The sequence below is a fragment of the Pantoea phosphatilytica genome, assembly GCF_051025615.1.
In the GTDB taxonomy this organism is placed as follows: Bacteria; Pseudomonadota; Gammaproteobacteria; order Enterobacterales; family Enterobacteriaceae; genus Pantoea.
Genome location: NZ_JBPFDF010000006.1, coordinates 63435 through 86964 on the forward strand (window position 1 = coordinate 63435; position 23530 = coordinate 86964).

The window sequence follows — 23530 nt, forward strand, 5'->3', positions numbered from 1 at the left end:
TGTCATAAAAACAACACCTGCTGCGGCACCCAATTCACGATGGAAAAAATCACCGATCTGATCGATAAGATTTATGCTGGCACATTTCCGGAGGCGATCCTGGCGCGCCTGCTGGCTGACATCGCCGCCGCCCGTGACACGATCAAGCTGCCGCGTAAGGCACACTGGGATGAGCAGGATGTGGTGCTGATCACCTACGCCGATCAGTTCCGCGAGGCCGATAAACCAACGCTCAGCACCTTTTCCCGCTTCTATCAGCAGCATCTGCAATCTATTTTTCCGCTGGTTCACCTGCTGCCGTTCTACCCCTGGTCCTCCGATGATGGCTTTTCGGTCATGGATTACCATCAGGTCAATCCGCAGTACGGTGACTGGCAGGACATCGCACGTCTGCATCAGGAAACGCGGCTGATGTTTGACTTCGTCTGCAACCATATGTCGGCCGGCAGCGCCTGGTTCAGCCACTTTCTGGCGCAGGATCCCGGCTGGGACGACTTCTTTATCAGCATGCCGCCCGCTACCGATCTCAGTGCCGTGACACGTCCGCGCACCTCGCCGCTGCTGACCCCGTTTACCCTGGCAGATGGCGAGACCCGCTTTATCTGGACCACCTTCAGCGCCGACCAGATCGACCTGAACTTCGCCAGCCCTGAGGTACTGCGGCGCATGGTCAACGTCCTGCTCGACTATCTGATCCGTGGCGCCGACTATGTGCGGCTGGATGCGGTGGGCTATATGTGGAAAACGCCCGGTACACGCTGTATCCATCTGGAAAAGACCCATCAGCTGGTAAAGCTGTTTCGCGCGATAGCCGATCAGGTCGCGCCGGGCACGGTGATTATCACTGAAACCAACGTGCCGCATCAGGACAACATCAGCTATCTCGGCAACGGGCACGATGAAGCGCAGATGGTCTATCAGTTTTCGCTGCCGCCGCTGGTGCTGCACGCTCTCCACACCGGTTCGGCGCGCGCGCTGCGGCAGTGGGCCAGCACGCTGGATCTCAGCAACCGCGACACCACCTTCTTCAACTTTCTGGCGTCACACGATGGCATTGGACTGAACCCGGCGCGCGGCATCCTCCCTGAAGTGGAGATTGTGGCGCTGGTGCGCGATCTGGCGCTGGAAGGCGCCCTGGTCTCCTACAAAAATAACCCCGACGGCACCACCAGCCCCTATGAAATCAACGTCACCTTTCTGGATGCGTTGAATCGTGAAAGCGACGACGACGCCACGCGGCTGAAACGCTTTTTGCTGGCGCATGCGATTCTGCTGGCTTTTCCCGGTGTGCCGGCCATCTATATCCAGAGCATTCTGGGCGGCCGGAATGATTATGCCGGGGTGCGGGCTGCCGGGCACAACCGGGCGATCAATCGTCAGAAGTATGAACTGCAGCAGATAGAGTCGGCGCTGGCGGGCGGGGAGTGGCTGCGTCAGCAGATCTCTATCCGGCTCGGACAGATGATCCAGTTGCGTCGGCGACAGCCGGCTTTTCATCCGGATAATGCGATGACGCTCTATGAGAGCGAAAACGCTGTGCTGGTGCTGCGCCGTCATCAGCCGGAAAGCGGTGAGGGTTTACTCTGCGTGTTTAATCTCAGTGGACGAACGGTGGAGACGCGGTTGCCAATGGCGCATACGCTGCAGGATGTGGTGAGCGGCGAGAAAGTTGATGGCACCCAGCCGGTTAAGCTGGATGCCTGGCAGTTCATGTGGCTGCGATAATTACTTGTAAACTTCAGCGGTGGCGCTGAACTTACCGTGTTCGCGACCGGCGATCACGCGGTAATATTTGCCGCCTTTTTCGTCAGCAAGTTTAGACAGCACTTTTTTGGCATCCATTGGCGACGTGGTTTCCGCCGTGGTGTTCACGGTACCAATCTTCTCCAGTTTCATTGTCTTAACTTCTTCGTTAGTGACTTCCTTTGCTGCCATTGCAGAAAATGAAATCGCGCCCATCATCATTGAAGCCACAACCCATTTTAAAACCTTCATTATGTTTACCCTCATTCATGATCCATTGTGAGATGTAAGCAGCCGCTAAACGCGTAAGGCAGTATGGAACGGCATAGTCATTTCCGTGACTAATCACATAAAATTGCAGCGGCCTTGCTCACAAAGAGAAGTATTGCTGCTGCCAGCGATTTTGCCACCACAAAGCCTGATTATCCCGGCAAATTATTGATAAAACTAACAATATGCTGACAAAATACCCCGGTGTGCGAAATAAAAGGCGCATGTGCTGCTTTTTCAATAACCACCGAAGGCGATGCCGGTAACGTCTCATCCAGTTCTGCAGCAATGCGGCGCGGTACCAGTCCGTCCAGTGCGCCATAGAGCCGCAGAAACGGCAGCGTGATTTGCGGCAGCGCGTCGCGCAGATCGACCTCGCGCAGAATCTCCAGCCCGGCATCCAGCACCGCCACCTCCGGCATCGGCTGCGACAGCACCACGTCTTTCAGCTGCCGCGCATCGGCGCGCGCCGTTTCGGTGCCCAGCGTCTGCAGCGCCAGGAAACGCTCAACCGTGCGCTGGAAATCGTTGCTGAGCATCTGCTGAAAGTTCTGCAGCGTCTCCGGTTTAATGCCGGGCCAGCCCTCTGTGGCGGTAAAACAGGGCGAGGAGGCGACGGTGATCAGAGCCGCCAGCCGGTCAGGGGCGGTCAGCGCCAGCTCCGTGGCCACCAGCCCGCCCAGCGACCAGCCCATCACGATCGCCTGCGGCGGCAGCGACGGCAGCAGCTGCGCGGCCATCTGTTTCAGCGTTAATGCGCCCGCGTTCTGACTGCGGCCATAACCCGGCAGATCGACCAGATGCAGGCGACAGTGCGGCCTGAGTCGCGGAATAATGGTTTGCCAGACTTCAGCATTCAGTCCCCATCCGTGCAGCAGCACAAGATCGCGTTTTCCTTCCCCGCAGGTGTGCCAGTAAAGCGACGTCATCAGTTACTATCCCGAAAATGAAAAGGAGGTCGCTATGCTAGCAATGCCCGCCCTGTGTTGGCTATGCCGGATGCCACTGCGGATCGCCGGGCATGGCCTCTGCAGCCTCTGCCTGCGCGAACTACCGCCGCTTCCCCTGCTCTGTCCGCGCTGTGGCTTACCGGCAGGCTCCGCCACGCTCATCTGTGGTCGCTGCCAGCAAAAACCGCCCGCCTGGCAGGCGCTCATCTGCGTGAATGACTACCGTCCCCCCTTCAGCCAGTGGGTTAATCAGCTGAAGTTTTCGCACATAACCGCACTCAGGGTGATGCTGGCCCGGCTGCTTTTGCTAAGCTGGCAGACGGTGTACCGGCGCGGCGGCGTGCCGCGTCCCGACCTGCTGCTGCCGGTGCCGCTGCATCATCGCCGACGCTGGCAGCGCGGCTATAACCAGACGGGTTTGCTGGCCGCACCGCTGGCGCACTGGCTGGGGTGTGAATGGCGCGAAGGCGTTTCCCGCCCACATCGGGGCGCAGTGCAGCATCAGCTCAGCGCCCGCCAGCGCCGCACCAACTTACGCGGGGCATTCCGCCTTGAAATGGCGGTTCAGGGCCGCCATATCGCCCTGCTGGATGACGTGATTACCACCGGCAGCACCGCAGAGGAAATCAGCCGCCTGTTACTGACGCAGGGCGCGGCCAGCGTGCAGGTCTGGTGCCTGTGTCGTACCTTGTAGAGCGTCTGTGATGGGCGTATTATAACCAACTAAATTAGTCAACTATTGAGCAATCGACATGATCCGAATTACTGACTCTGCCCAGGAACATTTTTCTAAACTGCTATCCAAACAAGAAGATGGCACCCAGATTCGCGTATTCGTGATTAACCCGGGTACGCCAACGGCTGAATGTGGCGTCTCATACTGTCCGCCCGATGCCGTTGAAGCCACCGACACCGAACTGAAGTTTGAAAAGCTGTCAGCCTACGTTGATGAACTGAGCAAACCCTATCTGGAAGATGCTGAGATCGACTTCGTGACCGATAACCTCGGTTCACAGCTGACGCTGAAAGCGCCGAACGCCAAAATGCGTAAAGTCTCCGATGATGCGCCGATGGTAGAACGCGTTGAGTATCTGCTGCAGGCGCAGATTAACCCGCAGCTGGCCGGCCACGGCGGTCGCGTGTCGCTGATGGAGATCACCGACGACGGTTACGCCATCCTGCAGTTTGGCGGCGGCTGTAACGGCTGTTCGATGATCGACGTGACGCTGAAAGATGGTATCGAAAAAGAGCTGCTGGCCGCCTTCCCGGAACTGAAAGGCGTGCGGGACATCACCGAGCACCAGCGCGGCGAACACTCCTTCTACTGATGAACAGCGCGCGGCAGCCTGACTGCCGCGCTTTTTTTACCCCTCTTTCTCGCCTGACTGACGCTGCTGGCTCACCACCTTCAGTAGCGCATTCACCTCCTTGTCCGCAAACATCTCCTCCAGCGTTTTGCTCAGCTTGCGTCGCCAGTTAGGGTACTCATCCACCGTGCCCGGCACGTTGACCGGCGTGGTCATGCCGAGCCAGTCTTCCGGCTGCAGACCCAGAAGCGCACTGTCCGTATCTGCCAGGAAGCGATGTATTGCCCGGTTCAGCGCAGGCGTCATCGCGAGCTTTTCCGCCTTTTTCTGGCTGCGGGCCGGTAAGGCACCCGCCTGATGCAGCGCATCCAGCAGCGCCTGTTTCTGTGTGGCGCGCTGCTCATGCAGCGCCTTCACCGCATCACCCGGATAGAGGCCCAGCTTCTCGCCCAGCGTCAGGTCGCCCTGCTCCCAGAAGCCGGTCAGCGTCGGCAGGTCGTGCGTGCTGGCGCTGGCGATCGACTGGCGCGGATAGTCCTGTGGTGCGCGATAACGCTCATCTTTCTCCTGCTCAAACCAGAGCACCTTCCATGAAAAGACGCCGCTCTTGCGCAGCAGGCTGACGATCTCCTGCGGCACGGTGCCCAGGTCTTCGCCAATGACCATGCAGCGCAGCCGGTGACTCTCCAGCGCCAGGATGCTCAGCAGGTCGTTCACCGGGTAGGCCACATAGGCCCCTTTATCGGCGGTTTCTCCGGCGGGCACCCACCAGAGACGCAGCAGGGACATCACATGGTCGATGCGCAGCGCACCGCAGTCGCGCATGTTGGCGCGCAGCATATCGATAAACGGCTGATAACCACGCGCCTGCATCACATGCGGATCCATCGGCGGCAGCCCCCAGTTCTGCCCCAGCGGGCCGAGGCGATCCGGCGGCGCGCCGACGGAGGCCTGCAGGCGATAGAGCTCAGGGTCGTGCCAGGTTTCCGCGCTGCCTTCCGCCACGCCCACGGCCAGATCCCGGTAGAGGCCGACGCTCATTCCCAGCGCCTGACTGTGCGCCCAGCAGCCAGAGAACTGCTGCTGCGCCAGCCATTGCAGCCATTGCCAGAACGCAATCTCCTCTTCATGCTCTTCACACCACTGCTGCACCTCCGGCGACTGGCTGTTGCGCCACGCTTCCGGCCATGCGGGCCAGCCGCCCTGCTGGCTCTTGTCGGCCTGTCGCGCCAGCTGGATGCCATCATAGGCCGCCTGATAGCGCAGGCTGTCGCCGCCCTCACGGACAAACGCAGCCCAGGACTGCTGCTCCTCGCTCTTGCTGTCCCGCCCCCGGAAGTGTGTCCAGGCGTGGCGCAGCGCCGCGAGCTTCAGCGCCATGACCGCCTCATAATCGACGTGCTCCGCCTCACGCGCCCGGGTCAGCGCCTTTTGCGTTCTGGCGCTTTTCCACCACTTCTGCGCCGCGGCACTTTCCCGGAAATCGCTTACCTGATCGACGTCGATATAGATGACGTTCAGCCAGCGGCGCGACGACGGGCTGTAGGGGCTGGCGAAACCGGGGCTGGCGGGATAGAGCGCATGCAGCGGATTAAGCCCGACGAAGTCGCCGCCGCGTGCAGCCAGCTGCACCAGCAGCCGATCGAGATCGCCGAAGTCGCCGATCCCCCAGTTCTGCTCTGAGCGTACGGTATAGAGCTGCACCAGCGCGCCCCAGCGTTTTTCGCCCGCCTCCAGCGCCGGCGGCAGATAGCAGCGGCGTGGCGCAACGACAATCCGCGTCTGCCAGCTTTTCTTCCCTTTGGTGAGCGTCAGCTGATGATACCCCTGCGTCAGCGGGCCAGGCAGCGTAAAAGGCTCACCTGCGGTCAGTTCGCCGCTGTGCTGTTTGCCCTTTTCCGTCTGCAACTGCCAGTGATAGACGCCGCTGCCCTCTGGCGTCAGCTGGCGTTTGCCGCTGCCGCTGAAGACCGCAACCGGGGGCAGCGGCGATTTTTTTGCCTTCTGCGGCTGGCTCATTATCGCCAGCAGCGCGCGCTTAGTCTCATCGCTGATTTCTGCTTTTTTGCCGTTTACGTCGATGTAATTCAGTGAGATACCCGCGGCACGGGCGGACTGATCGAGTGAATCTTGTTTCATTGCTGCTCCTTAGCGCGGTGCCTGCCAGATACGTTGCTGATAATCACGAATGGATCGGTCCGAACTGAACATGCCGGTTCGGGCCGTGTTGAGAATTGCGGCGCGGGTCCAGCCTTCCGGGTCGCGCCACAGCGCTTCGACCCGCTGCTGCGCCTCGATATAGGCCTGGAAATCGGCCAGCACCAGCCAGGGATCGCCCTGCTTAGTCAGGCTCGCCAGCATCAGGTCAAACGCCTGTTTGTCGCCGTCGCTGAATTTGCCTTTTTCCAGCGCCTTCAGCAGGTCATCCAGCGCCGGGTTCTGCTTACGCACCTTTTTCGGGTTGTAGCCTTTCGCCCGGAGCGCCTTAACCTCCTCCACGGTGTGCCCGAAGATAAAGATGTTCTCCTCTCCTACCTGTTCAGCAATCTCGACGTTCGCGCCATCCAGCGTGCCGATGGTCAGTGCGCCGTTCAGCGCCAGCTTCATGTTGCCGGTGCCGGAGGCTTCATAACCGGCGGTGGAGATCTGCTCTGAAAGGTCGGCCGCCGGGATCATCTGTTCGGCCACCGTGATGCGGTAGTCAGGGATAAAGACCACTTTGAGTTGATCGCCAACGCGCGGGTCGTTGTTAACCACCTCCGCCACCCGGTTAATGGCGTAGATAATGTTTTTCGCCAGGTAGTAGCCTGGTGCGGCTTTGGCCCCAAACAGGAACACCCTTGGCGTGAGGGTCTGATCGTCGGGCTGCTTAAAGAGTTTCTGATAGCAGTAGAGGATGTGCAGCAGGCTGAGGTGCTGCCGCTTATACTCGTGCAGGCGTTTGATCTGCACATCGAACAGCGCCGCCGGATTGACGACAATGCCGGTGTGCCGGGCGATGTAGCGGGTAAGCTGCGCTTTGTTCTGCTGCTTGATGCTGCGATAGCGCTGACGGAACGCCGGATCGTCGGCATAGCTCTCCAGGCCGATCAGCGCCTCCAGATTGTTGGCCCACTCAGTTTTCAGCGTCTCATCGATCAGCCCGGCCAGCGCCGGATTACACTGCTTCAGCCAGCGGCGCGGTGTGATGCCGTTGGTGACGTTGTGGAACTTCTGCGGCCAGAGCTGGTGATACTCGGGAAAGAGATCGCTGACTACCAGCCGCGAGTGCAGCGCCGCCACGCCGTTGACCGCAAACCCGCTGACCACGCAGAGATTGGCCATCCGCACCTGACCCTCCGCGACAACCGCCAGCTTGTGCCACATCGCCTTATCGTCCGGCCAGTGCTGCTTCACCTGCTTTTTCAGCCGCCGGTTGATCTCTTTGATAATCACCATATGGCGCGGCAGCAGCGTGCGCATCAGCTTCTCATCCCAGCGTTCCAGCGCCTCCGGCATCAGCGTGTGGTTGGTGTAAGCAAAGACCCGGCTGCTGATCTGCCAGGCCTCATCCCAGCTCAGCTGATGCTCATCCAGCAGCAGGCGCAGCATCTCCGGGATGGCAATGGTGGGATGGGTGTCGTTGAGCTGGATCACCTCAAAATCGGGCAGGCTGTGAATGCTGCGCCCTGCCAGATGGTGACGCCGCAGGATATCGGCTACCGCGCAGGCGCACTGAAAATATTGCTGCATCAGGCGCAGCCGCTTGCCCGCCTGATGATTGTCGTTGGGATAGAGCACTTTGGTCAGCTTCGCCGCCTCAATGCCGGGCTTCTCGGCCTGCAGAAAGTGGCCATCATTAAATACTGTGAGATCAAACGGCTGCGCGCTGACGGCCTGCCAGAGGCGCAGCGGCAGCGTCACGCCGTTGCGGTAGCCAGTGACCGGCAGATCCCAGGCCTCACCGCGCAGCCTGAAGTCGGGATACCAGCGAACGGTGCCATCCTCCTGCTTTTCGACCCGTCCCCCCATCGCCACCTCGACATCCAGCGCCGCATTGTGGCGAAACCAGGGGTAGTGCTCGCGCTGCCAGTCATCGGGCGCCTCCTTCTGGTGGCCCTCCTCAAAAGACTGGCGGAACAGACCGTACTGGTAGTTAAGGCCGTGACCGGTCGCTGGCTGGCCCACCGTGGCCATCGAATCGAGATAGCAGGCAGCCAGCCGCCCCAGTCCGCCGTTGCCCAGCGCCGGGTCGACCTCCTGCTCCAGCAGCTCCGATAAGTCGAGCTGCTGCTCAGCCAGCGCGGCGCTGACCTCGTTATACCAGCCGAGGTTCAGCAGATTGTTGCCGGTCAGACGGCCAATCAGGAACTCCATCGACAGATAATTGACGTGCCGCTGCCCCTCAGACAGGCGCGGGGCCGGTTGCGCGGCCAGCAGCTCCGCCAGCGCCGCGCTGACTGCCTGCCACGCCTGATGCGGTGTCATCTCCCGGGCTGAACGCAGATTTAACTGTTGCCACTGGCGGGTCAGCGCGGCAGTGAAACGGGCTTTACTGAATTTTTGCTGCGGCATATCACTCCCTTCTGTTAAGCATGAGGTGAAGCAAAAAGAGAACGCGCACAGGCTGACAATCGGCTGCCAGCAACCGATTAAGTAAAGACGCGAGTGAGGAAAAAAGCGACAGCAATCAAAGAAAAACGCCAGCCGGGCGGCTGGCGTGGCAGGAATCAGCAGAGTTCGAGATGGACCTCATGCTGCTCAATCACTTTCATGACGCTGGCGGGCGGCATTTTATCGGTGTAGAGGTAATCCAGCAGGCTCATATTGCCGAGATTCACCATTGCGTTGCGGCCAAACTTGGAGTGGTCCACCACCAGCATGACGCAGCGTGAATTTTCGATAATGGCGCGCTTGGTGCGCACTTCGTGATAGTCGAACTCCAGCAGGGAGCCATCCATATCGATGCCGCTGATGCCGAGAATGCCGTAATCGAGCCGGAACTGAGAGATGAAGTCGAGCGTCGCTTCCCCCATCACCGCGCCATCGCGGGTCCGCACCTCACCACCCGCGATAATGACCCGGAAGTCGGGTTTGCCCATCAGCAGCATCGCCACGTTAAGGTTGTTGGTGACGACCCGGAGATCGCTGTGGTTCAGCAGCGCATGGGCCACCGCTTCCGGCGTAGTGCCGATGTCGATAAACAGCGTGGCCCCATCCGGGATCTGGCTGGCCACGCGCTCGGCGATGCGCGCCTTTTCCGCTGACCACATCATCTTACGATCGTGCCAGGCGGTATTCTCAGAGCTGGACGGAAGCGCCGCGCCGCCGTGATGACGCTGTATCTTATTCTGATCGGCCAGATCGTTGAGATCGCGACGAATGGTCTGCGGACTGACCTCAAAATGGTCCACCAGCTCCTCAGTACTGACATATCCCTGACGACGGACTAAATCGATAATCGCGTCATGACGTTGCGTCTGCTTCACGTTCCTCTCCTGTTAACCTGCATATTCCCGTCTACCGACGCGTGACGTGACGCGTGTCGACCAGCGCCATCGCCAGCCCGACCAGCAGCCCGGCCACATGGGCCGCGTTGGCGATCGCCAGACCAAAGACGCCGAACCAGCCAATGACCAGCCAGACCAGCGCAAAACCGATCAGCCCCCGTTCAAGATAGACGCCACTGTCGGGATCGCGCTCGCCGCGCAGCCAGCAGTAGCCCATCAGGGCATACACCACGCCCGACAGGCCGCCAAACCAGATGCCGCTGAACTTCGCCTGCAGCCAGCCACTGAGCAGGGCCGAAATCAGCATAATCACGAACAGTTTGCCGCTGCCGAGCCGCTTCTCCACGGCCCCGCCCAGATACCACCACCACATCAGATTAAACAGGATGTGCAGCAGTGAAAAGTGCAGCAGCGCATGGCTGAACCAGCGCCAGACCTGAAAATGCTGGTCGGCATCCGGCCAGGAGAGCCAGGCCATCACGGTCTGATCGCCCATCACCTGCATCAGAATAAACACAGCGATGCAGAGCACCATCACGCTCATCGTCAGCGGCCCCGCACGCTCGCGGATGTTCGCCCAGATGTTGCTGCGCTCATAGCGCAGGCCGCTGTCCGTTTTACCGCTGTGCCAGCTGGCCGCCTGATAGCGCGGGTGGTTGGGATCGTGCAGGAACTGCTGAAGTTCGTTTTCGACCACGGCAATTTTGCTTTCATCATCCAGCATGATGACGTAGTGGTTGTCATGCTCGATCCGCAGCGTGACGCCGCGCGTCGCCATATAGTCCACAAACGCCTGCGCCATGCGCGGCTGGTTAAACTGGGTAATGCGCATCAGTAACGCTCCATGTGCCGGGCCGCCATCTACTCACTGCCGAGGGCAACCTGCTGAGGAAAAGCAGCGCGCCAGGCATCAAAGCCGCCGTCGATGCTGTACGCTGCGCTGAAGCCCTGGCCCAGCAGATACTGTGCTGCGCTTTTGCTGCTGTTGCCGTGATAGCACATCACCAGCACCGGCAGGCTGTGGTCAGCACCGCTGATAAAGTCGCTGAGGTTGGTGTTGGTCAGATGCAGCGCGCCGGCCGCATGGCCCAGGGCATAACTCTGTGGATCGCGGATATCCACCAGCAGCGCACCCTGCGCCAGACGCGCCTGCGCCTGCTGCACATCAATACATTCGAACGTTTCCATGAGATCTCTCATAACAGCATCACGATAGCGGATAGTGTAACCCGAGAATCCACGCCGATAACCTGACAATCGTTACGGGTATCGGTTTTTTTGGTGGGCAGAATGTTAGCTATATCACGCAAAATTGTTTTTAGCGGGTTAAAAGCTGGCGTAAATGTTGGTTTGTGATTATGATTATGCTCGAAAACGAACATTAGTGAACTATTACGAACATCGGAGGAGATGACGTGGAAACCAAAGACCTGATCGTGATCGGCGGCGGCATCAACGGTGCCGGCATTGCAGCAGACGCTGCAGGACGCGGACTGTCGGTGTTAATGCTGGAGGCGCGGGATCTGGCTTGCGCGACCTCCTCTGCCAGTTCAAAACTGATTCACGGCGGCTTGCGCTACCTTGAACACTACGAATTCCGTCTGGTCAGCGAAGCGCTGGCTGAACGTGAAGTGCTGCTGAAAATGGCCCCGCATCTGGCGTTCCCGATGCGCTTCCGCCTGCCGCACCGCCCGCATCTGCGTCCGGCGTGGATGATCCGCACCGGCCTGTTTATGTATGACCACCTCGGTAAACGTACCAGCCTGCCGGGCAGCAAGAGCCTGCGCTTTGGCGCGGATTCGGCCCTGAAGCCGGAGATCACGCGCGGATTCGAATATTCAGACTGCTGGGTGGACGACGCCCGCATGGTGGTACTGAATGCGCAGGAAGTGGTGAAGCGCGGCGGCGAAGTGCGTACCCGTACCCGCGTGACCCGCGCCTGGCGTGAAGGCGGCCTGTGGAAGGTGGAAGCGGAAGATGTCGACAGCGGCAAAATCCATACCTGGCAGGCAAAAGGTCTGGTCAATGCGGCTGGCCCGTGGGTCAAACAGCTGTTCGATGATGGCCTGCAGCTAAAATCGCCGTACGGTATCCGCCTGATTAAGGGCAGCCATATCGTGGTGCCGCGCGTGCACACCGAGAAGCAGGCCTATATTCTGCAGAACGAAGACAATCGCATCGTGTTTGTGATCCCGTGGATGGATGAGTTCTCCATCATCGGTACGACCGACGTGGAGTACAAAGGCGATCCGAAAAACGTCCACATCGACGACAACGAAACCGAGTATCTGCTGAAAGTGTTCAACGGACACTTTAAAAAGCAGCTGACCGCCGACGATATCGTCTGGTCTTACTCCGGTGTGCGTCCGCTGTGTGATGACGAATCGGATTCACCGCAGGCGATCACCCGTGATTACACGCTGGATGTGCGCGACGATCATGGTCAGGCACCACTGCTGTCGGTGTTTGGCGGCAAGCTGACGACCTACCGTAAGCTGGCTGAACATGCGATGGAGAAACTGGCGAAGTATTACCCGAATGCGGGCCCGGCCTGGACGAAGAACTGCGTGTTACCCGGCGGGAACATCTCCGGCACCCGTGAAGATTATGCCGCCAGCCTGCGTCGCCGCTATCCGTTCATCAGCGAAAACATGGCGCGTCACTTCTCGCGTACCTACGGCAGCAGTACCGAAACCCTGCTGGCGGGCGCGAAGAGCCTGAACGATCTGGGCGAGAACTTCGGCCATGAGTTCTACGAGGCGGAGTTACGCTACCTGGTGCAGCATGAGTGGGTGCGTGAACTGGATGATGCGATCTGGCGTCGTACCAAACAGGGTATGTGGCTGACCAAAGAGCAGCAGGCCCGTGTCGCCGAATGGCTGGCAGCGAAGGCGAAACCGGTTCTGTCGCTGGCTTCATAAGCAGCCCCCTTGATCATAAAGCAGGCTCCGGCCTGCTTTTTTTATGCCCGTCCGCCGGGGCCACGTTCAGATCCGGCGCAGACCTGAGCCACATCGTTTACGGCTCAGACGCCGTACTTCGCTCTCCCTCCTCCCCATCATTACCTTAAGCCTAACGTTCCGCCTTTTTGCTTAATTGAACAGGGCAGGCATAAGGCACAGACTTTACACAGCAAAAACGTCAACAGATCGATTCCAATCAGGAGGTTGAAATGAACACAGGCCAAACGCCTGTCCGGGAGTGGAACACACGCCGCAGTGAAAAAGCGCGTCGTATGGCCTCCTTTCCCCTCGATGGCAAAGTCATTCCTGTAGAAAGAGCCACAGAAGCACTGGAACAGTTAATCGCCCCGGGCGATCGGGTGGTACTGGAAGGGAACAACCAGAAACAGGCGGACTTCCTGTCCCGCACGCTGGCACAGGTTAACCCGGCAAAGATCCACGACCTGCATATGATTATGCCCAGCGTCGGCCGCAGCGAGCATCTCGATATTTTTGAAAAAGGCATCGCCCGCAAACTCGACTTCTCCTTTTCCGGTCCGCAGAGCCTGCGCATGTCGCAGCTGCTGGAGGATGGCCAGCTGGAAATCGGCGCTATCCACACCTATATCGAACTTTACTCCCGCCTCTATGTTGATCTCAGCCCGAATGTGGCGCTGATTGCCGGTTACAAAGCTGACCGCAAAGGCAACCTCTATACCGGTCCGGGTACCGAAGATACCCCGGCGCTGGTGGAAGCCGCAGCGTTTCGCGATGGGATCGTTATCGCTCAGGTAAATGAACTGGTCGACGATGAAACTGACCTGCCGCGCGTCGATATTCCCGGCTCGTGGATCGACTACGTTGTGGTCGCCGACAAACCCTTCTTTATCGAGCCGCTGTTTACCCGCGATCCGCGCCTGATTAAACAGGAACATATCCTGATGGCGATGATGGCGATCAAGGGCATCTACGCCGAGCATCAGGTGCAGTCGCTCAACCACGGCATCGGCTTTAACACCGCCGCGATTGAGCTGCTGCTGCCCACCTACGGCGAACAGCTGGGTCTGAAAGGCAAAATCTGTAAGCACTGGGCGCTGAACCCGCATCCGACACTGATCCCGGCAATTGAGAGCGGCTGGGTGGAGAGCGTGCACTGCTTTGGTGGCGAGCTGGGGATGGAAGAGTATATCCGCGCCCGTCCCGACATCTTCTTTACCGGCAGCGACGGTTCGATGCGCTCTAACCGCGCCTTCTGTCAGCTGGCGGGCCAGTACGCGGTCGATATGTTTATCGGCGCGACCCTGCAGGTGGACGGGCTGGCAAACTCCTCGACCGTGACCCGTGGCCGCCTTTCCGGCTTCGGTGGCGCACCGAACATGGGCCATGACCCGCACGGCCGCCGCCACGCCTCCCCCGCCTGGCTGAATATGATCACTGAGCCGGACCCGATGCAGCGCGGTAAGAAACTGGTGGTGCAGATGGTGGAGACCTTCCAGGCCGGGGCCAAACCGACCTTTGTGGAAAAACTTGATGCGGTCGATGTCGCCAAAGCCTCCGGTATGCCGCTGGCACCGGTCATGATCTACGGCGATGACGTCACCCATGTCCTGACCGAAGAGGGTATCGCCTATCTCTACCGGGCGGAGAGCCTGGAAGAGCGTCGCGCCATGGTCGCCGCCGTCGCGGGCATTACCGATATCGGCTTGGGCGTCGATGCCGCCCGGGTTGCCGCGCTGCGTAAAAGCGGCAAAGTGGTCTACCCGGAAGATATGGGCATCCGCCGCTCCGACGCCACCCGCTCCCTGCTGGCGGCTGGCAGCGTGGCCGATCTGGTTGAATGGTCAGGCGGCCTGTACAACCCACCCGCTAAATTCCGGAGCTGGTAATGAAACTCCTGTCACCGACCCAGAGCGAGGCGCAGGCCAGCCAGCTGGCCACGATTGCGCGTGATTGTCTGATCGATGAAGCCCGTCTGAGCCCCAAACCGGGTCTGGTTGACAGTCGGGGAAACGGCGCGCATCAGGATCTGACGCTGGCGCTGATGGAACGTTCTGCTCACAGCCTGGTGCCCGTCTTTCTGGCGCTGGCCCGTCACAGCTGGCTGCGTCCCGCCGATATCGCCCTGCGCGAAACGGTAGGCCGCCTGGGCCGCGACGGCGAACAGCAGATGATGGCGGCGACCGGCGGCGTGAACACCCATCGCGGCGCGATCTGGGCGCTGGGCCTGCTGGTCAGTGCCGCAGCCATGCTGGGTGGCACCGGCCGGGCGGCTCAGCTGACCCGCACCGCGGCCGCGCTGGCCAGCCTGCCGGATAGCGGTGCGCCTAAACAGTTCAGCAAAGGGCTGAAAGCGATCCACCGCTATCGGGTGCCCGGCGCACGCGAAGAGGCACAACAGGCGTTTCCGCACATCATGAAACTGGCGCTGCCGCAGCTGATGGCAAGCCGGGCCGTGGGCGCCAGCGAAAGCGCAGCCCGGCTGGATGCGCTGATGGCGATCATGACCTCGCTCAGCGATACCTGCGTGCTGTCGCGGGCCGGTATGACCGGGCTCAACGCGATGCAACAGGGGGCGCGCGCCGTTCTGCTGGCGGGCGGCAGCCACACCGCAGAGGGGGCGGAGGCGCTGGCGCGGCTCGACCGCCGGATGCTGGCTCTCAACGCCTCACCGGGCGGGGCCGCTGACCTGCTGGCCGCGACGCTGTTTATCGATCGGGTCTGTTCGCCTGAACACTCATATTTTTAGAGGCCATTATGGAACACATCACATTATCTCTCCCTGCTAATCGCCTGCTCAGTGGCAGAGCGCTGGCCGGGGTCGTTGGTTCCGGTGATATGGAAGTGCTGTACACCGCAACCAGCGGCCAGACACTGAACATCGCTATCACCACCTCGCTGGATAACAGCGACGCCCGCTGGAAGGCGCTGTTTGACCGCCTGAATCTGATCAGCGGCCTGCCCGCTGGCGAGCTGATTATCCACGATTTCGGTGCGACGCCCGGCGTAGCGCGCATCCGTATTGAACAGGTTTTTGAAGAGGTGAGCCATGCGTAACGATGCCAGCTTTATTGAATTAAGGGCCCGTGAACGCGCCCATGCGCTGCTCGATGCGGGCAGCTATCGTGAACTGCTCGATCCCTTTGAAGGCATTATGTCGCCGTGGCTCGCCCCGCAGGGCGTGGTTCCGCAGTCGGATGATGGCATGGTGGTGGCGCGCGGCACGCTGAACGGTCAGTCTGCCGTGGTGATTGCCATCGAAGGTACCTTCCAGGGCGGCAGCATGGGTGAAGTCTCCGGCGCGAAGATGGCGGCGGCGCTGGAGCTGGCGGCGGAAGATAACCGCAACGGTATTCCGACCCAGGCGGTGCTCTGCCTGGAAACCGGCGGCGTGCGCTTACAGGAGGCCAATCTGGGCCTGGCGGCGATTGCCGATATCCATGCGGCGATTGTCGATCTGCGCCGCTATACCCCGGTGATCGGCATCATCAGCGGCACCGTGGGCTGCTTTGGCGGCATGTCTATCGCCGCCGCGCTCTGCAGCTATCTGATTGTGACGCGTGAAGCCCGGCTGGGGCTGAACGGCCCGCAGGTCATCGAGCAGGAAGCGGGGATTGAAGAGTATGACTCACGCGACCGTCCGTTTATCTGGAGCATGACCGGCGGCGAGATCCGCTACGCCAGTGGCCTGGTCGATGCGCTGGTGGATGACGGGATTAATGCCGTGAAAACGGCCATGCAGGGCTTTATCGCCAGAGGCGTCCCGGCGCAGCATCGCAGCGATAACTATGACGATTTTCTGTCACGTCTGACGCAGTTCGACACCCGCCAGCAGGCGGACACCGCGCAGATTAAACAGCTTTTTGCCCGGGAGGAGAAATAATGACGCAGACAAGCAGCCGCGGTGCCACCTGGCTGGAAAAACTGGCACCCCATGCGCAGCGCCTGAGCGGCCTGTGCGCCTCTGTTCAGGTGGCTGACGGCCAGCTCAACGGCGAAAACGTACGCTTTGTCGCCGTAGTGCCCGATGCGCATAACCACTATCCACGCGCCGCACGGGGCGAAGTCGGCCTGCTGGAGGGCTGGACGCTGGCGAAGGTGGTGAATGAAACGCGGGAAGCGGACAAAAACCGCGCCGTGAAGCGCCCGATTGTGGCGGTGATTGACGTACCGAGTCAGGCCTATGGCCGCCGCGAAGAGGCGTTTGGGATCCACCAGGCGCTGGCGGGCGCGGCGGGTGCCTACGCCAATGCGCGCCTGGATGGTCATCCGGTTATCGGCCTGATTGTCGGCAAGGCGATGTCCGGTGCGTTTCTGGCGCACGGTTATCAGGCTAACCGGCTGATTGCGCTTAACGATCAGGGGGTTCTGGTGCACGCTATGGGCAAAGCGTCAGCGGCCCGTATTACGCTGCGATCCGTGGAGGCGCTGGAAAAACTGGCCGCCACCATTCCGCCGATGGCGTATGACGTCGATAACTTCGCCACTCTCGGCCTGCTCGCCGATCTGCTGAACGTGGCCGATCCCGATGCGCCGTCCGATGCGGATGTCGCGATGGTGGAAATCGCCCTGCAGAAGGCTATCAGTGATGCCCGTCAGGATCCGAGCCTGAAGAACCGCCTGGGGGCAGCCAACCGTCACAGCTCTTCCCTGGTTCGCGAGCGCATGCGCGCGACCTGGTAAAAACATAAAAATAAACCTGCCGAAAACGGTCTGACGGGGCGCATTAAGGCGTGCGCCCCGGTGCAGTGGCCGTGTTCAGAATTATAAACATCGCTGTTTTTAAAGAGTTTTTTCTTATTAACAGGTGATTTATGATCTATACAATTGTTCATGCCCTTGCGCCAATCTTCGTCATTATGCTGCTCGGTTTCTGGGCGGGTAAGGCCGGAATGGTCAATAACAAAGATGTCTCGCTGCTCAATATTTTCGTGATGGATTTTGCGCTACCTGCCGCGCTGTTCAGCGCCACGGTTCAGACACCGTGGTCGGGCATCGTCGCACAGTCGCCGCTGATTGTGGTCTTAACCGGCGCGATGTGGATTGTCTATGCGGCGCTCTATTTCCTGGCGACCCGCGTCTTTAAAAAGTCGCCGCAGGATGCCGCGGTGCTGACCCTGACGGTCGCCCTGCCGAACTACGCCGCGCTGGGCCTGCCGATTCTGGGCAGCGTGCTGGGCGAAGGCTCTGCAACCTCCCTGTCTGTGGCGGTTTCGATTGCCTGCGGCTCAGTGCTGATGACGCCATTCTGTCTGCTGATCCTGGAGCGGGAAAAAGCGCGCAGCGCCGGTGAAAATGCCGGTTCGACACTGGCCATGCTGCCGGTTCTGATGTGGCGCTCGATTAAGAAACCGATCGTCTGGGGGCCGCTGCTGGGCGTGGTGCTGAGCGCATTCGGTCTCAGAATGCCGGAACTGGTGATCTCGGCGATTAAACCGCTGGGTCTGTCGGCCACCGCCGCCGCCCTGTTCCTGACCGGCGTGATCCTCTCTGCCCGCAAACTGAAATTCAATGCTGTCGTAGGTCTCGGCACCGTCGCCAAGCTGCTGATCCAGCCTTTTGTGGCCTGGGGTCTGGTGCTGGTCATGGGCCTTCACGGTTCGGTGGCGATCACCGCTATCCTGATGATTGCGCTGTCGGCCGGTTTCTTCGGTGTGGTATTTGGCAATCGCTTTGGCGTACAGTCACCCGATGCGGAAGCCGTGCTGCTGCTCAGTTCGCTTCTCTCTGTTTTATCGTTACCGCTGTTCATTACGCTGACATCAGGAATGTAATATGTGTGATCCGCGCCCCCACGATTTGCTCTGGCTGCGAACCCGCAGTGCGTTAGCCTCGCTCCAGGAGAGCTGGGTCAGGCAGCAGTGGCATCCCGACCTGCCCGTGGTGGTGCGGCGCGATCACCGGGCGTCCGGGCTAATCCCGATTGGCGTGCGCGGCGAGCGCCGTGAGCAGCGCGCCGCCGGCTGGATCCCGCCAGCCGATATCAGCCGGATCGTGACGCCGGAGAGCCTGGCTGAGCGGGCATCCCTGCTGGCTTCGCCTTTCGCCGCCTGTGCGCCGGTCAGCGCAGCGATAGTGCTCAGCGGAACCCGCTGGCCGTGGCGCTGGGGCATCACCGGCAGCACCGGTTATGCGCTGGCGACACAGCGCCCCACGCTGCACGCCGCCAGCGATCTGGATGTTGTGATCCGCGCCCCGCAGCCGCTGCCCCGTGAGGCACTGCAGCAATGGCAGGCGCTGACCGCGACGCTGGCGTGCCGGACAGATACGCAGGTGGAAACGCCGTCTGGCGCGTTTGCCCTGGATGAGTGGCTGCGGAGAGGCCGGGTGCTGCTGAAAACCGACACCGGCCCGCGGCTGACCGCTTCCCCCTGGAGCAGAGAGGATCAATGAAAATACTCTTTACCTTTCCCGGTCAGGGCACCCAGCGTGCCGGTATGCTGCAGCATCTGCCCGACGGCGATGCGCTGTTAAGCCAGGCGCGCGCGGTACTGGGCGACGAGGCCGATCGGCTCGACAGTGCAGAGGCGCTGCGCCACACCCGTGCGGTGCAGCTCTCGCTGCTGATTTGCGGTGTTGCCTGGGCGCGTGAGCTGATTCGCCGGGGCGTGGCGCCCGATATCGTCAGCGGCCTGTCGATCGGCGCATTTCCTGCGGCGGTGATTGCGGGGGCACTCGATTTTGCGGATGCCCTGCAGCTGGTTGCACGGCGTGGCGATCTGATGGAGCAGGCCTATCCGCAGGGGTATGGCCTGACCGCGATCGCCGGCTTAACGCTGAACCGTCTGGAGCCCCTGCTGTCGGGCAGCCATACCTATCTCGCCAATCTCAACGCCGAGACACAGATTGTGATTGCCGGACGCGATGAGGATATGGCGAGGGTCGCGCAGAAAGCACTGGAGGCCGGTGCCAGCAAAGCGATTAAGCTCGCGGTGAGCGTGCCGTCGCACTGCGCCCTGCTGGACGAGCCTGCCGCCGAACTGGCGCGCGCCTTTGAGTCTGTAACGCTCTCCCGGCCCCGCTGTGCCTACCTCAGCGGGTCCACCGGACGGGTTATCCACGATCCCGCCAGGATAGCCGACGATCTCGCCTTCAATATGGCGCGCACCGTGCAGTGGCACGATGCGATGGTCGCCGCTAATCAGCGCGATGCCCGGCTGGCGATTGAGATGCCGCCCGGCAATGTTCTGACGGGTCTGACGCTGCAGGCGGGCTGGCAGGGAGACGCGATCTGCATGGAGCGCAACAGCATTGAGGTTGCACTTCATCTGGCTAAACGGCTGGATCGGTAAGGGTGCGGGCGTACATCCGCCCTTCTGCCGCCAGCGCCAGCAGATCCTGATCGCGTTCGCGCCGGTGTGAATAGACGATCGCGATCTGCTGACACATCTGATAGGGCTCTGCGAGCGTCAGCAGCTGAATATTGTTCTCATAGACTTTTTTCATGCGCCCCGGAATCAGCGCCAGCCCGATGCCCGCCTGCACCAGACTTATCATTGAGAAGATGTCGTTGACCCGGGTCACCATCCGCGGTTCGAATCCGGCGATCTGAAACGCCTCCTGCGAACCGGTGTAGGTCGCAAAGCCTTCTGCCAGCGAGACAAAATCGCGGTCAGCATAGTCACGCAGGTCGACCGGCCCGCTGCCGTTCCGCGTCTCGCCAGCTGGCGCGGCCAGGAAGATCCGATCTTCAAACAGCGGGATGACATCGAACCGTGTTTCATTCAGCTCGTCCTTATCGGTGGCGATCAGGATCGCATCCAGCACATCATCTTCCAGCATAGCCAGCAGCGTCTGATTGGAACCCATGGTCAGGTCGAGTTCCAGCGTGGGTCGCCGCAGCTTCATCCCCATGATCAGGCGCGGAATGGTCTCCAGCGTCAGCGAGTAGAGCGTGCCCAGCCGCAGCCGTCCGCCGCCGATGCCCGCCACCTTGCGCGCCTCTTCGATACCCTTCCCCATCAGCGTGGTCACATCGCGACAGTACTCCAGCAGGGTCCACGCGGCCGGCATCGGCACCAGGTTGCGGCCCTTGTGGATAAACAGCGGGCAGTCGATCCCCTCCTCCAGCGTGTGCAGTGCGCGATGCACGCTGACGCTGCTCAGATCGAGCGCCTCCGCCGTCCTCGCGATATTGCCCTTACTCATAAACATCATAAAAACGCTGAGCTTACGAAAGGTAATTTCCTGGTTGATGTTGTCACTCATTCGCGGGGGTTCCCTGCAGACGCATCCTGATTGTCCACATAGTAGCGATTCTCAGTCAGGGTGTAATGATCTGGCTCGCACAAGCGGGACGGGAGCGGCTGAAAAAGGGGGAAGCGGTGAGAAGAAGAGAGCGTGCGGCCGGTGGGCTGGCCGCACGGAAATAAACGCCTGACTTACAACCTGACCGGCGTAATGTTCCAGATCTCGTCGGCGTACTCCTGAATGGTACGATCTGACGAGAAGTAGCCCATTCCGGCGATGTTTCTGGCCGCGCGACGCTGCCACTCATCCGGTTTACGGTAGAGCGCGTCCACCTTATCCTGGGTGTCCACGTAGCTGCGATAATCCGCCAGTAACTGGTAGTGGTCGCCGAAGTTGACCAGCGAATCGAACAGATTGCGGTAGCGGCCTGGCTCCTGCGGACTGAAGACGCCCGAGGCAATCTGGGTCAGCACCTGATGCAGCTCCTCATCGCCTTCATAGTAGTCACGCGGGTTGTAGCCCTTTTTACGCAGGGCTTCGACCTGCGGCGTGGTGTTCCCGAAGATGAAGATGTTCTCTTCGCCGACGTGATCCAGCATCTCAACGTTCGCCCCATCCAGCGTGCCAATGGTCAGGGCGCCGTTCAGCGCAAACTTCATGTTACTGGTGCCGGACGCTTCCGTTCCTGCCGTCGAAATCTGCTCGGAGAGATCGGCCGCCGGGATAATGATCTGCGCCAGGCTGACGCTGTAGTTCGGGATAAAGACAACCTTCAGCTTGTTCTTCACCTGCGGATCGTTGTTGATCACGTTAGCGACATCGTTGATCAGATGAATGATGTGTTTGGCGACGTAGTAGGCCGACGCCGCTTTCCCGGCAAAGATGTTGACGCGCGGCACCCAGTCAGCCTGCGGATCGGCCTTGATACGGTTGTATCGCGTGATCACATGCAGGACATTGAGCAGCTGACGTTTGTACTCATGAATACGCTTGATCTGCACATCGAACAGCGCATTCGGATCGAGCACCACATCCAGATTCTTCGCCACCCAGCTGGCCAGTCGCCGCTTATTCTGATGCTTGGCCACCGCCACCTTTTCGATAAAGGCCGGATAGTCGATCTGCGCTTTCAGCTCGCCGAGCTGGCTGAGATCGGTACGCCAGTTGCGGCCAATCTCGTCGTCCAGCACCTCAGAGAGCGCCGGGTTCGCCAGCGCCAGCCAGCGACGTGGCGTCACGCCGTTGGTCTTGTTACAGAAGCGACCGGGGAACAGACGGGAGAAATCGGCAAACAGCGACTGCACCATCAGATTCGAGTGCAGCTCGGAGACACCGTTGACCTTGTGGCTGACGACTACCGCCAGCCAGGCCATACGCACCCGGCGGCCATCGTTTTCGTCAATGATCGAAATGCGCGACAGCAGATCGATGTCATCGGGATAGTGATCCTGCACGGTCTTCAGGAAGAAGTCGTTGATCTCAAAAATGATGCTGAGATGGCGCGGCAGGATCTTGCCGATCATATCTACCGGCCAGGTCTCCAGCGCCTCGCTCATCAGCGTGTGGTTGGTGTAGGAGAAGACCTGACAGCAGACGTCGAAGGCGCTGTCCCAGCTGAACTTATGCTCGTCGATCAGCAGGCGCATCAGTTCGGGGATCGCCAGCACCGGATGCGTGTCATTCAGGTGAATGGCAATTTTATCCGCCAGGTTGTCCCAGGTCTGATGCATTCGCCAGTGGCGATTCAGGATATCCTGCACCGTGGCAGAGACCAGGAAATATTCCTGACGCAGACGCAGCTCGCGCCCGGAGTAGGTCGAGTCATCCGGGTAGAGCACCCGTGAGACGTTTTCGGAGTGGTTTTTATCTTCCACCGCCGCGAAGTAGTCACCCTGGTTGAACTTGCCGAGATTGATCTCGTTGCTGGCCTGCGCCCCCCACAGCCGCAGCGTATTGGTGGCGTCGGTGTCGTAACCCGGGATGATCTGGTCATAGGCCATCGCCAGGATCTCTTCGGTCTCCAGCCAGCGCACTTTGGTGCCTTCATGCTGAACACGGCCACCGAAACGAACTTTGTAACGGGTGTTGAAACGCTGGAACTCCCACGGATTACCATATTCCAGCCAGTAATCCGGCGACTCTTTCTGCTCACCTTCCACGATGTTCTGTTTGAACATGCCGTAGTCATAGCGGATGCCGTAACCCCGGCCCGGCATACCCAGCGTCGCCAGTGAGTCGAGGAAGCAGGCCGCCAGACGCCCCAGGCCGCCGTTGCCCAGCCCCGGATCGTTCTCCTCTTCCATCAGCTCGGCCAGATCCAGACCCATCTCATCCAGTGCCTGGTTGAGATCGTCATAGATCCCCATCGCCAGCAGCGCATTGCCCAGCGTGCGGCCCATCAGGAACTCCATCGACAGGTAATAGACCTGGCGGACATCCTGAGAGAGCTGGGCACGGCTGGAACGCAGCCAGCGCTCGACCATCCGGTCGCGCACCGCCAGCAGTGAGGCGTTGAGCCACTCATGTTTATTGGCGATAGAGGGATCTTTGCCGATGGTAAACATCAGCTTGTAGGCAATCGAATGCTTTAAGGCATCAACCGTCAACGTTGGTGAGGCGTAAGTGAAAGGTGCGTTCATATC

At 60.2% G+C, this 23530-nt stretch carries 21 protein-coding genes; 12 read left to right on the plus strand and 9 right to left on the minus strand.

Annotated features, from left to right (window positions below):
- The first annotated feature begins 39 nt into the window (after nt 1-39).
- Nucleotides 40-1725, plus strand: a complete 1686-nt coding sequence (locus tag ACR6AS_RS18225; RefSeq protein ID WP_434163390.1) for an alpha-amylase family glycosyl hydrolase — start codon at nt 40-42, stop codon at nt 1723-1725.
- On the opposite strand, the gene ACR6AS_RS18230 is transcribed toward ACR6AS_RS18225, so the two are convergent.
- Nucleotides 1726-1995: a YdgH/BhsA/McbA-like domain containing protein gene (locus ACR6AS_RS18230; RefSeq protein WP_111140867.1), complete on the minus strand. Its 270-nt coding sequence runs from the start codon at nt 1993-1995 to the stop codon at nt 1726-1728.
- Nucleotides 1996-2165: 170 nt separating this feature from the next.
- Nucleotides 2166-2942 (minus strand): pimeloyl-ACP methyl ester esterase BioH, encoded by a 777-nt coding sequence (gene bioH, locus ACR6AS_RS18235; RefSeq protein ID WP_111140866.1) that lies wholly within the window; start codon nt 2940-2942, stop codon nt 2166-2168.
- 34 nt (nt 2943-2976) lie between these two features.
- Between bioH and gntX the strand changes: the two genes are divergently transcribed.
- Both gntX and nfuA read left to right on the plus strand, forming a co-directional pair.
- Nucleotides 2977-3657, plus strand: a complete 681-nt coding sequence (gntX, locus tag ACR6AS_RS18240) for a DNA utilization protein GntX (RefSeq protein WP_111140865.1) — start codon at nt 2977-2979, stop codon at nt 3655-3657.
- A 58-nt stretch (nt 3658-3715) separates the two neighbouring features.
- Nucleotides 3716-4291 carry a Fe-S biogenesis protein NfuA gene (gene nfuA, locus ACR6AS_RS18245; protein WP_009087718.1) on the plus strand — a complete coding sequence of 192 codons (576 nt, stop codon included), beginning with the start codon at nt 3716-3718 and terminating at the stop codon, nt 4289-4291.
- 36 nt (nt 4292-4327) lie between these two features.
- On the opposite strand, the gene malQ is transcribed toward nfuA, so the two are convergent.
- The 5 genes from malQ to glpE form a co-directional block, all read right to left on the minus strand.
- Nucleotides 4328-6409 carry a 4-alpha-glucanotransferase gene (malQ, locus tag ACR6AS_RS18250; RefSeq protein ID WP_434163394.1) on the minus strand — a complete coding sequence of 694 codons (2082 nt, stop codon included), beginning with the start codon at nt 6407-6409 and terminating at the stop codon, nt 4328-4330.
- A gap of 9 nt (nt 6410-6418) precedes the next feature.
- On the minus strand, nt 6419-8824 hold the full coding sequence (gene malP / locus ACR6AS_RS18255; RefSeq protein WP_434163395.1) for a maltodextrin phosphorylase: 2406 nt from the start codon (nt 8822-8824) through the stop codon (nt 6419-6421).
- A gap of 155 nt (nt 8825-8979) precedes the next feature.
- A complete protein-coding gene (locus ACR6AS_RS18260) occupies nt 8980-9738 on the minus strand; it encodes a DeoR/GlpR family transcriptional regulator (RefSeq protein ID WP_111140862.1) in 759 nt (252 codons plus the stop codon).
- A gap of 31 nt (nt 9739-9769) precedes the next feature.
- On the minus strand, nt 9770-10591 hold the full coding sequence (gene glpG, locus ACR6AS_RS18265; protein ID WP_111140883.1) for a rhomboid family intramembrane serine protease GlpG: 822 nt from the start codon (nt 10589-10591) through the stop codon (nt 9770-9772).
- 29 nt (nt 10592-10620) lie between these two features.
- The gene (glpE, locus tag ACR6AS_RS18270) at nt 10621-10947 is read right to left on the minus strand and encodes a thiosulfate sulfurtransferase GlpE (RefSeq protein ID WP_199560041.1); all 327 of its coding nucleotides are present in this window, start codon (nt 10945-10947) and stop codon (nt 10621-10623) included.
- A 227-nt stretch (nt 10948-11174) separates the two neighbouring features.
- On the opposite strand from glpE, the gene glpD reads away from it, so the two are divergent.
- From glpD to mdcH, 9 genes are all read left to right on the plus strand, one after another.
- Entirely contained in the window at nt 11175-12680 is a 1506-nt protein-coding gene (gene glpD, locus ACR6AS_RS18275; protein ID WP_111141800.1) for a glycerol-3-phosphate dehydrogenase, read from the plus strand.
- Nucleotides 12681-12931: 251 nt separating this feature from the next.
- Nucleotides 12932-14587, plus strand: a complete 1656-nt coding sequence (gene mdcA, locus ACR6AS_RS18280; RefSeq protein ID WP_111141798.1) for a malonate decarboxylase subunit alpha — start codon at nt 12932-12934, stop codon at nt 14585-14587.
- The gene (locus tag ACR6AS_RS18285) at nt 14587-15447 is read left to right on the plus strand and encodes a triphosphoribosyl-dephospho-CoA synthase (RefSeq protein WP_293773348.1); all 861 of its coding nucleotides are present in this window, start codon (nt 14587-14589) and stop codon (nt 15445-15447) included. Before mdcA ends, ACR6AS_RS18285 begins: the two co-directional genes overlap by 1 nt.
- A gap of 8 nt (nt 15448-15455) precedes the next feature.
- Nucleotides 15456-15755 (plus strand): malonate decarboxylase acyl carrier protein, encoded by a 300-nt coding sequence (gene mdcC / locus ACR6AS_RS18290; protein WP_111141794.1) that lies wholly within the window; start codon nt 15456-15458, stop codon nt 15753-15755.
- Nucleotides 15748-16581 carry a biotin-independent malonate decarboxylase subunit beta gene (locus tag ACR6AS_RS18295; RefSeq protein ID WP_111141792.1) on the plus strand — a complete coding sequence of 278 codons (834 nt, stop codon included), beginning with the start codon at nt 15748-15750 and terminating at the stop codon, nt 16579-16581. Before mdcC ends, ACR6AS_RS18295 begins: the two co-directional genes overlap by 8 nt.
- Complete coding sequence (gene mdcE / locus ACR6AS_RS18300) at nt 16581-17381, plus strand: biotin-independent malonate decarboxylase subunit gamma (RefSeq protein ID WP_111141790.1); 801 nt, start codon at nt 16581-16583, stop codon at nt 17379-17381. The genes ACR6AS_RS18295 and mdcE overlap by 1 nt, the downstream gene beginning before the upstream one ends.
- 131 nt (nt 17382-17512) lie before the next feature.
- Nucleotides 17513-18472 carry an AEC family transporter gene (locus ACR6AS_RS18305; protein WP_111141788.1) on the plus strand — a complete coding sequence of 320 codons (960 nt, stop codon included), beginning with the start codon at nt 17513-17515 and terminating at the stop codon, nt 18470-18472.
- A gap of 1 nt (nt 18473) precedes the next feature.
- Nucleotides 18474-19091 carry a malonate decarboxylase holo-ACP synthase gene (locus ACR6AS_RS18310; RefSeq protein WP_111141786.1) on the plus strand — a complete coding sequence of 206 codons (618 nt, stop codon included), beginning with the start codon at nt 18474-18476 and terminating at the stop codon, nt 19089-19091.
- Nucleotides 19088-19990, plus strand: coding sequence for a malonate decarboxylase subunit epsilon (gene mdcH / locus ACR6AS_RS18315; RefSeq protein ID WP_434163403.1), 903 nt, complete (start codon nt 19088-19090; stop codon nt 19988-19990). Before ACR6AS_RS18310 ends, mdcH begins: the two co-directional genes overlap by 4 nt.
- On the opposite strand, the gene ACR6AS_RS18320 is transcribed toward mdcH, so the two are convergent.
- Together ACR6AS_RS18320 and glgP are read right to left on the minus strand one after the other, a co-directional pair.
- Nucleotides 19971-20906, minus strand: coding sequence for a LysR family transcriptional regulator (locus ACR6AS_RS18320; protein WP_434163406.1), 936 nt, complete (start codon nt 20904-20906; stop codon nt 19971-19973). The genes mdcH and ACR6AS_RS18320 overlap by 20 nt on opposite strands.
- A gap of 173 nt (nt 20907-21079) precedes the next feature.
- The gene (gene glgP, locus ACR6AS_RS18325; RefSeq protein WP_111141780.1) at nt 21080-23527 is read right to left on the minus strand and encodes a glycogen phosphorylase; all 2448 of its coding nucleotides are present in this window, start codon (nt 23525-23527) and stop codon (nt 21080-21082) included.
- Nucleotides 23528-23530 lie beyond the last annotated feature (3 nt).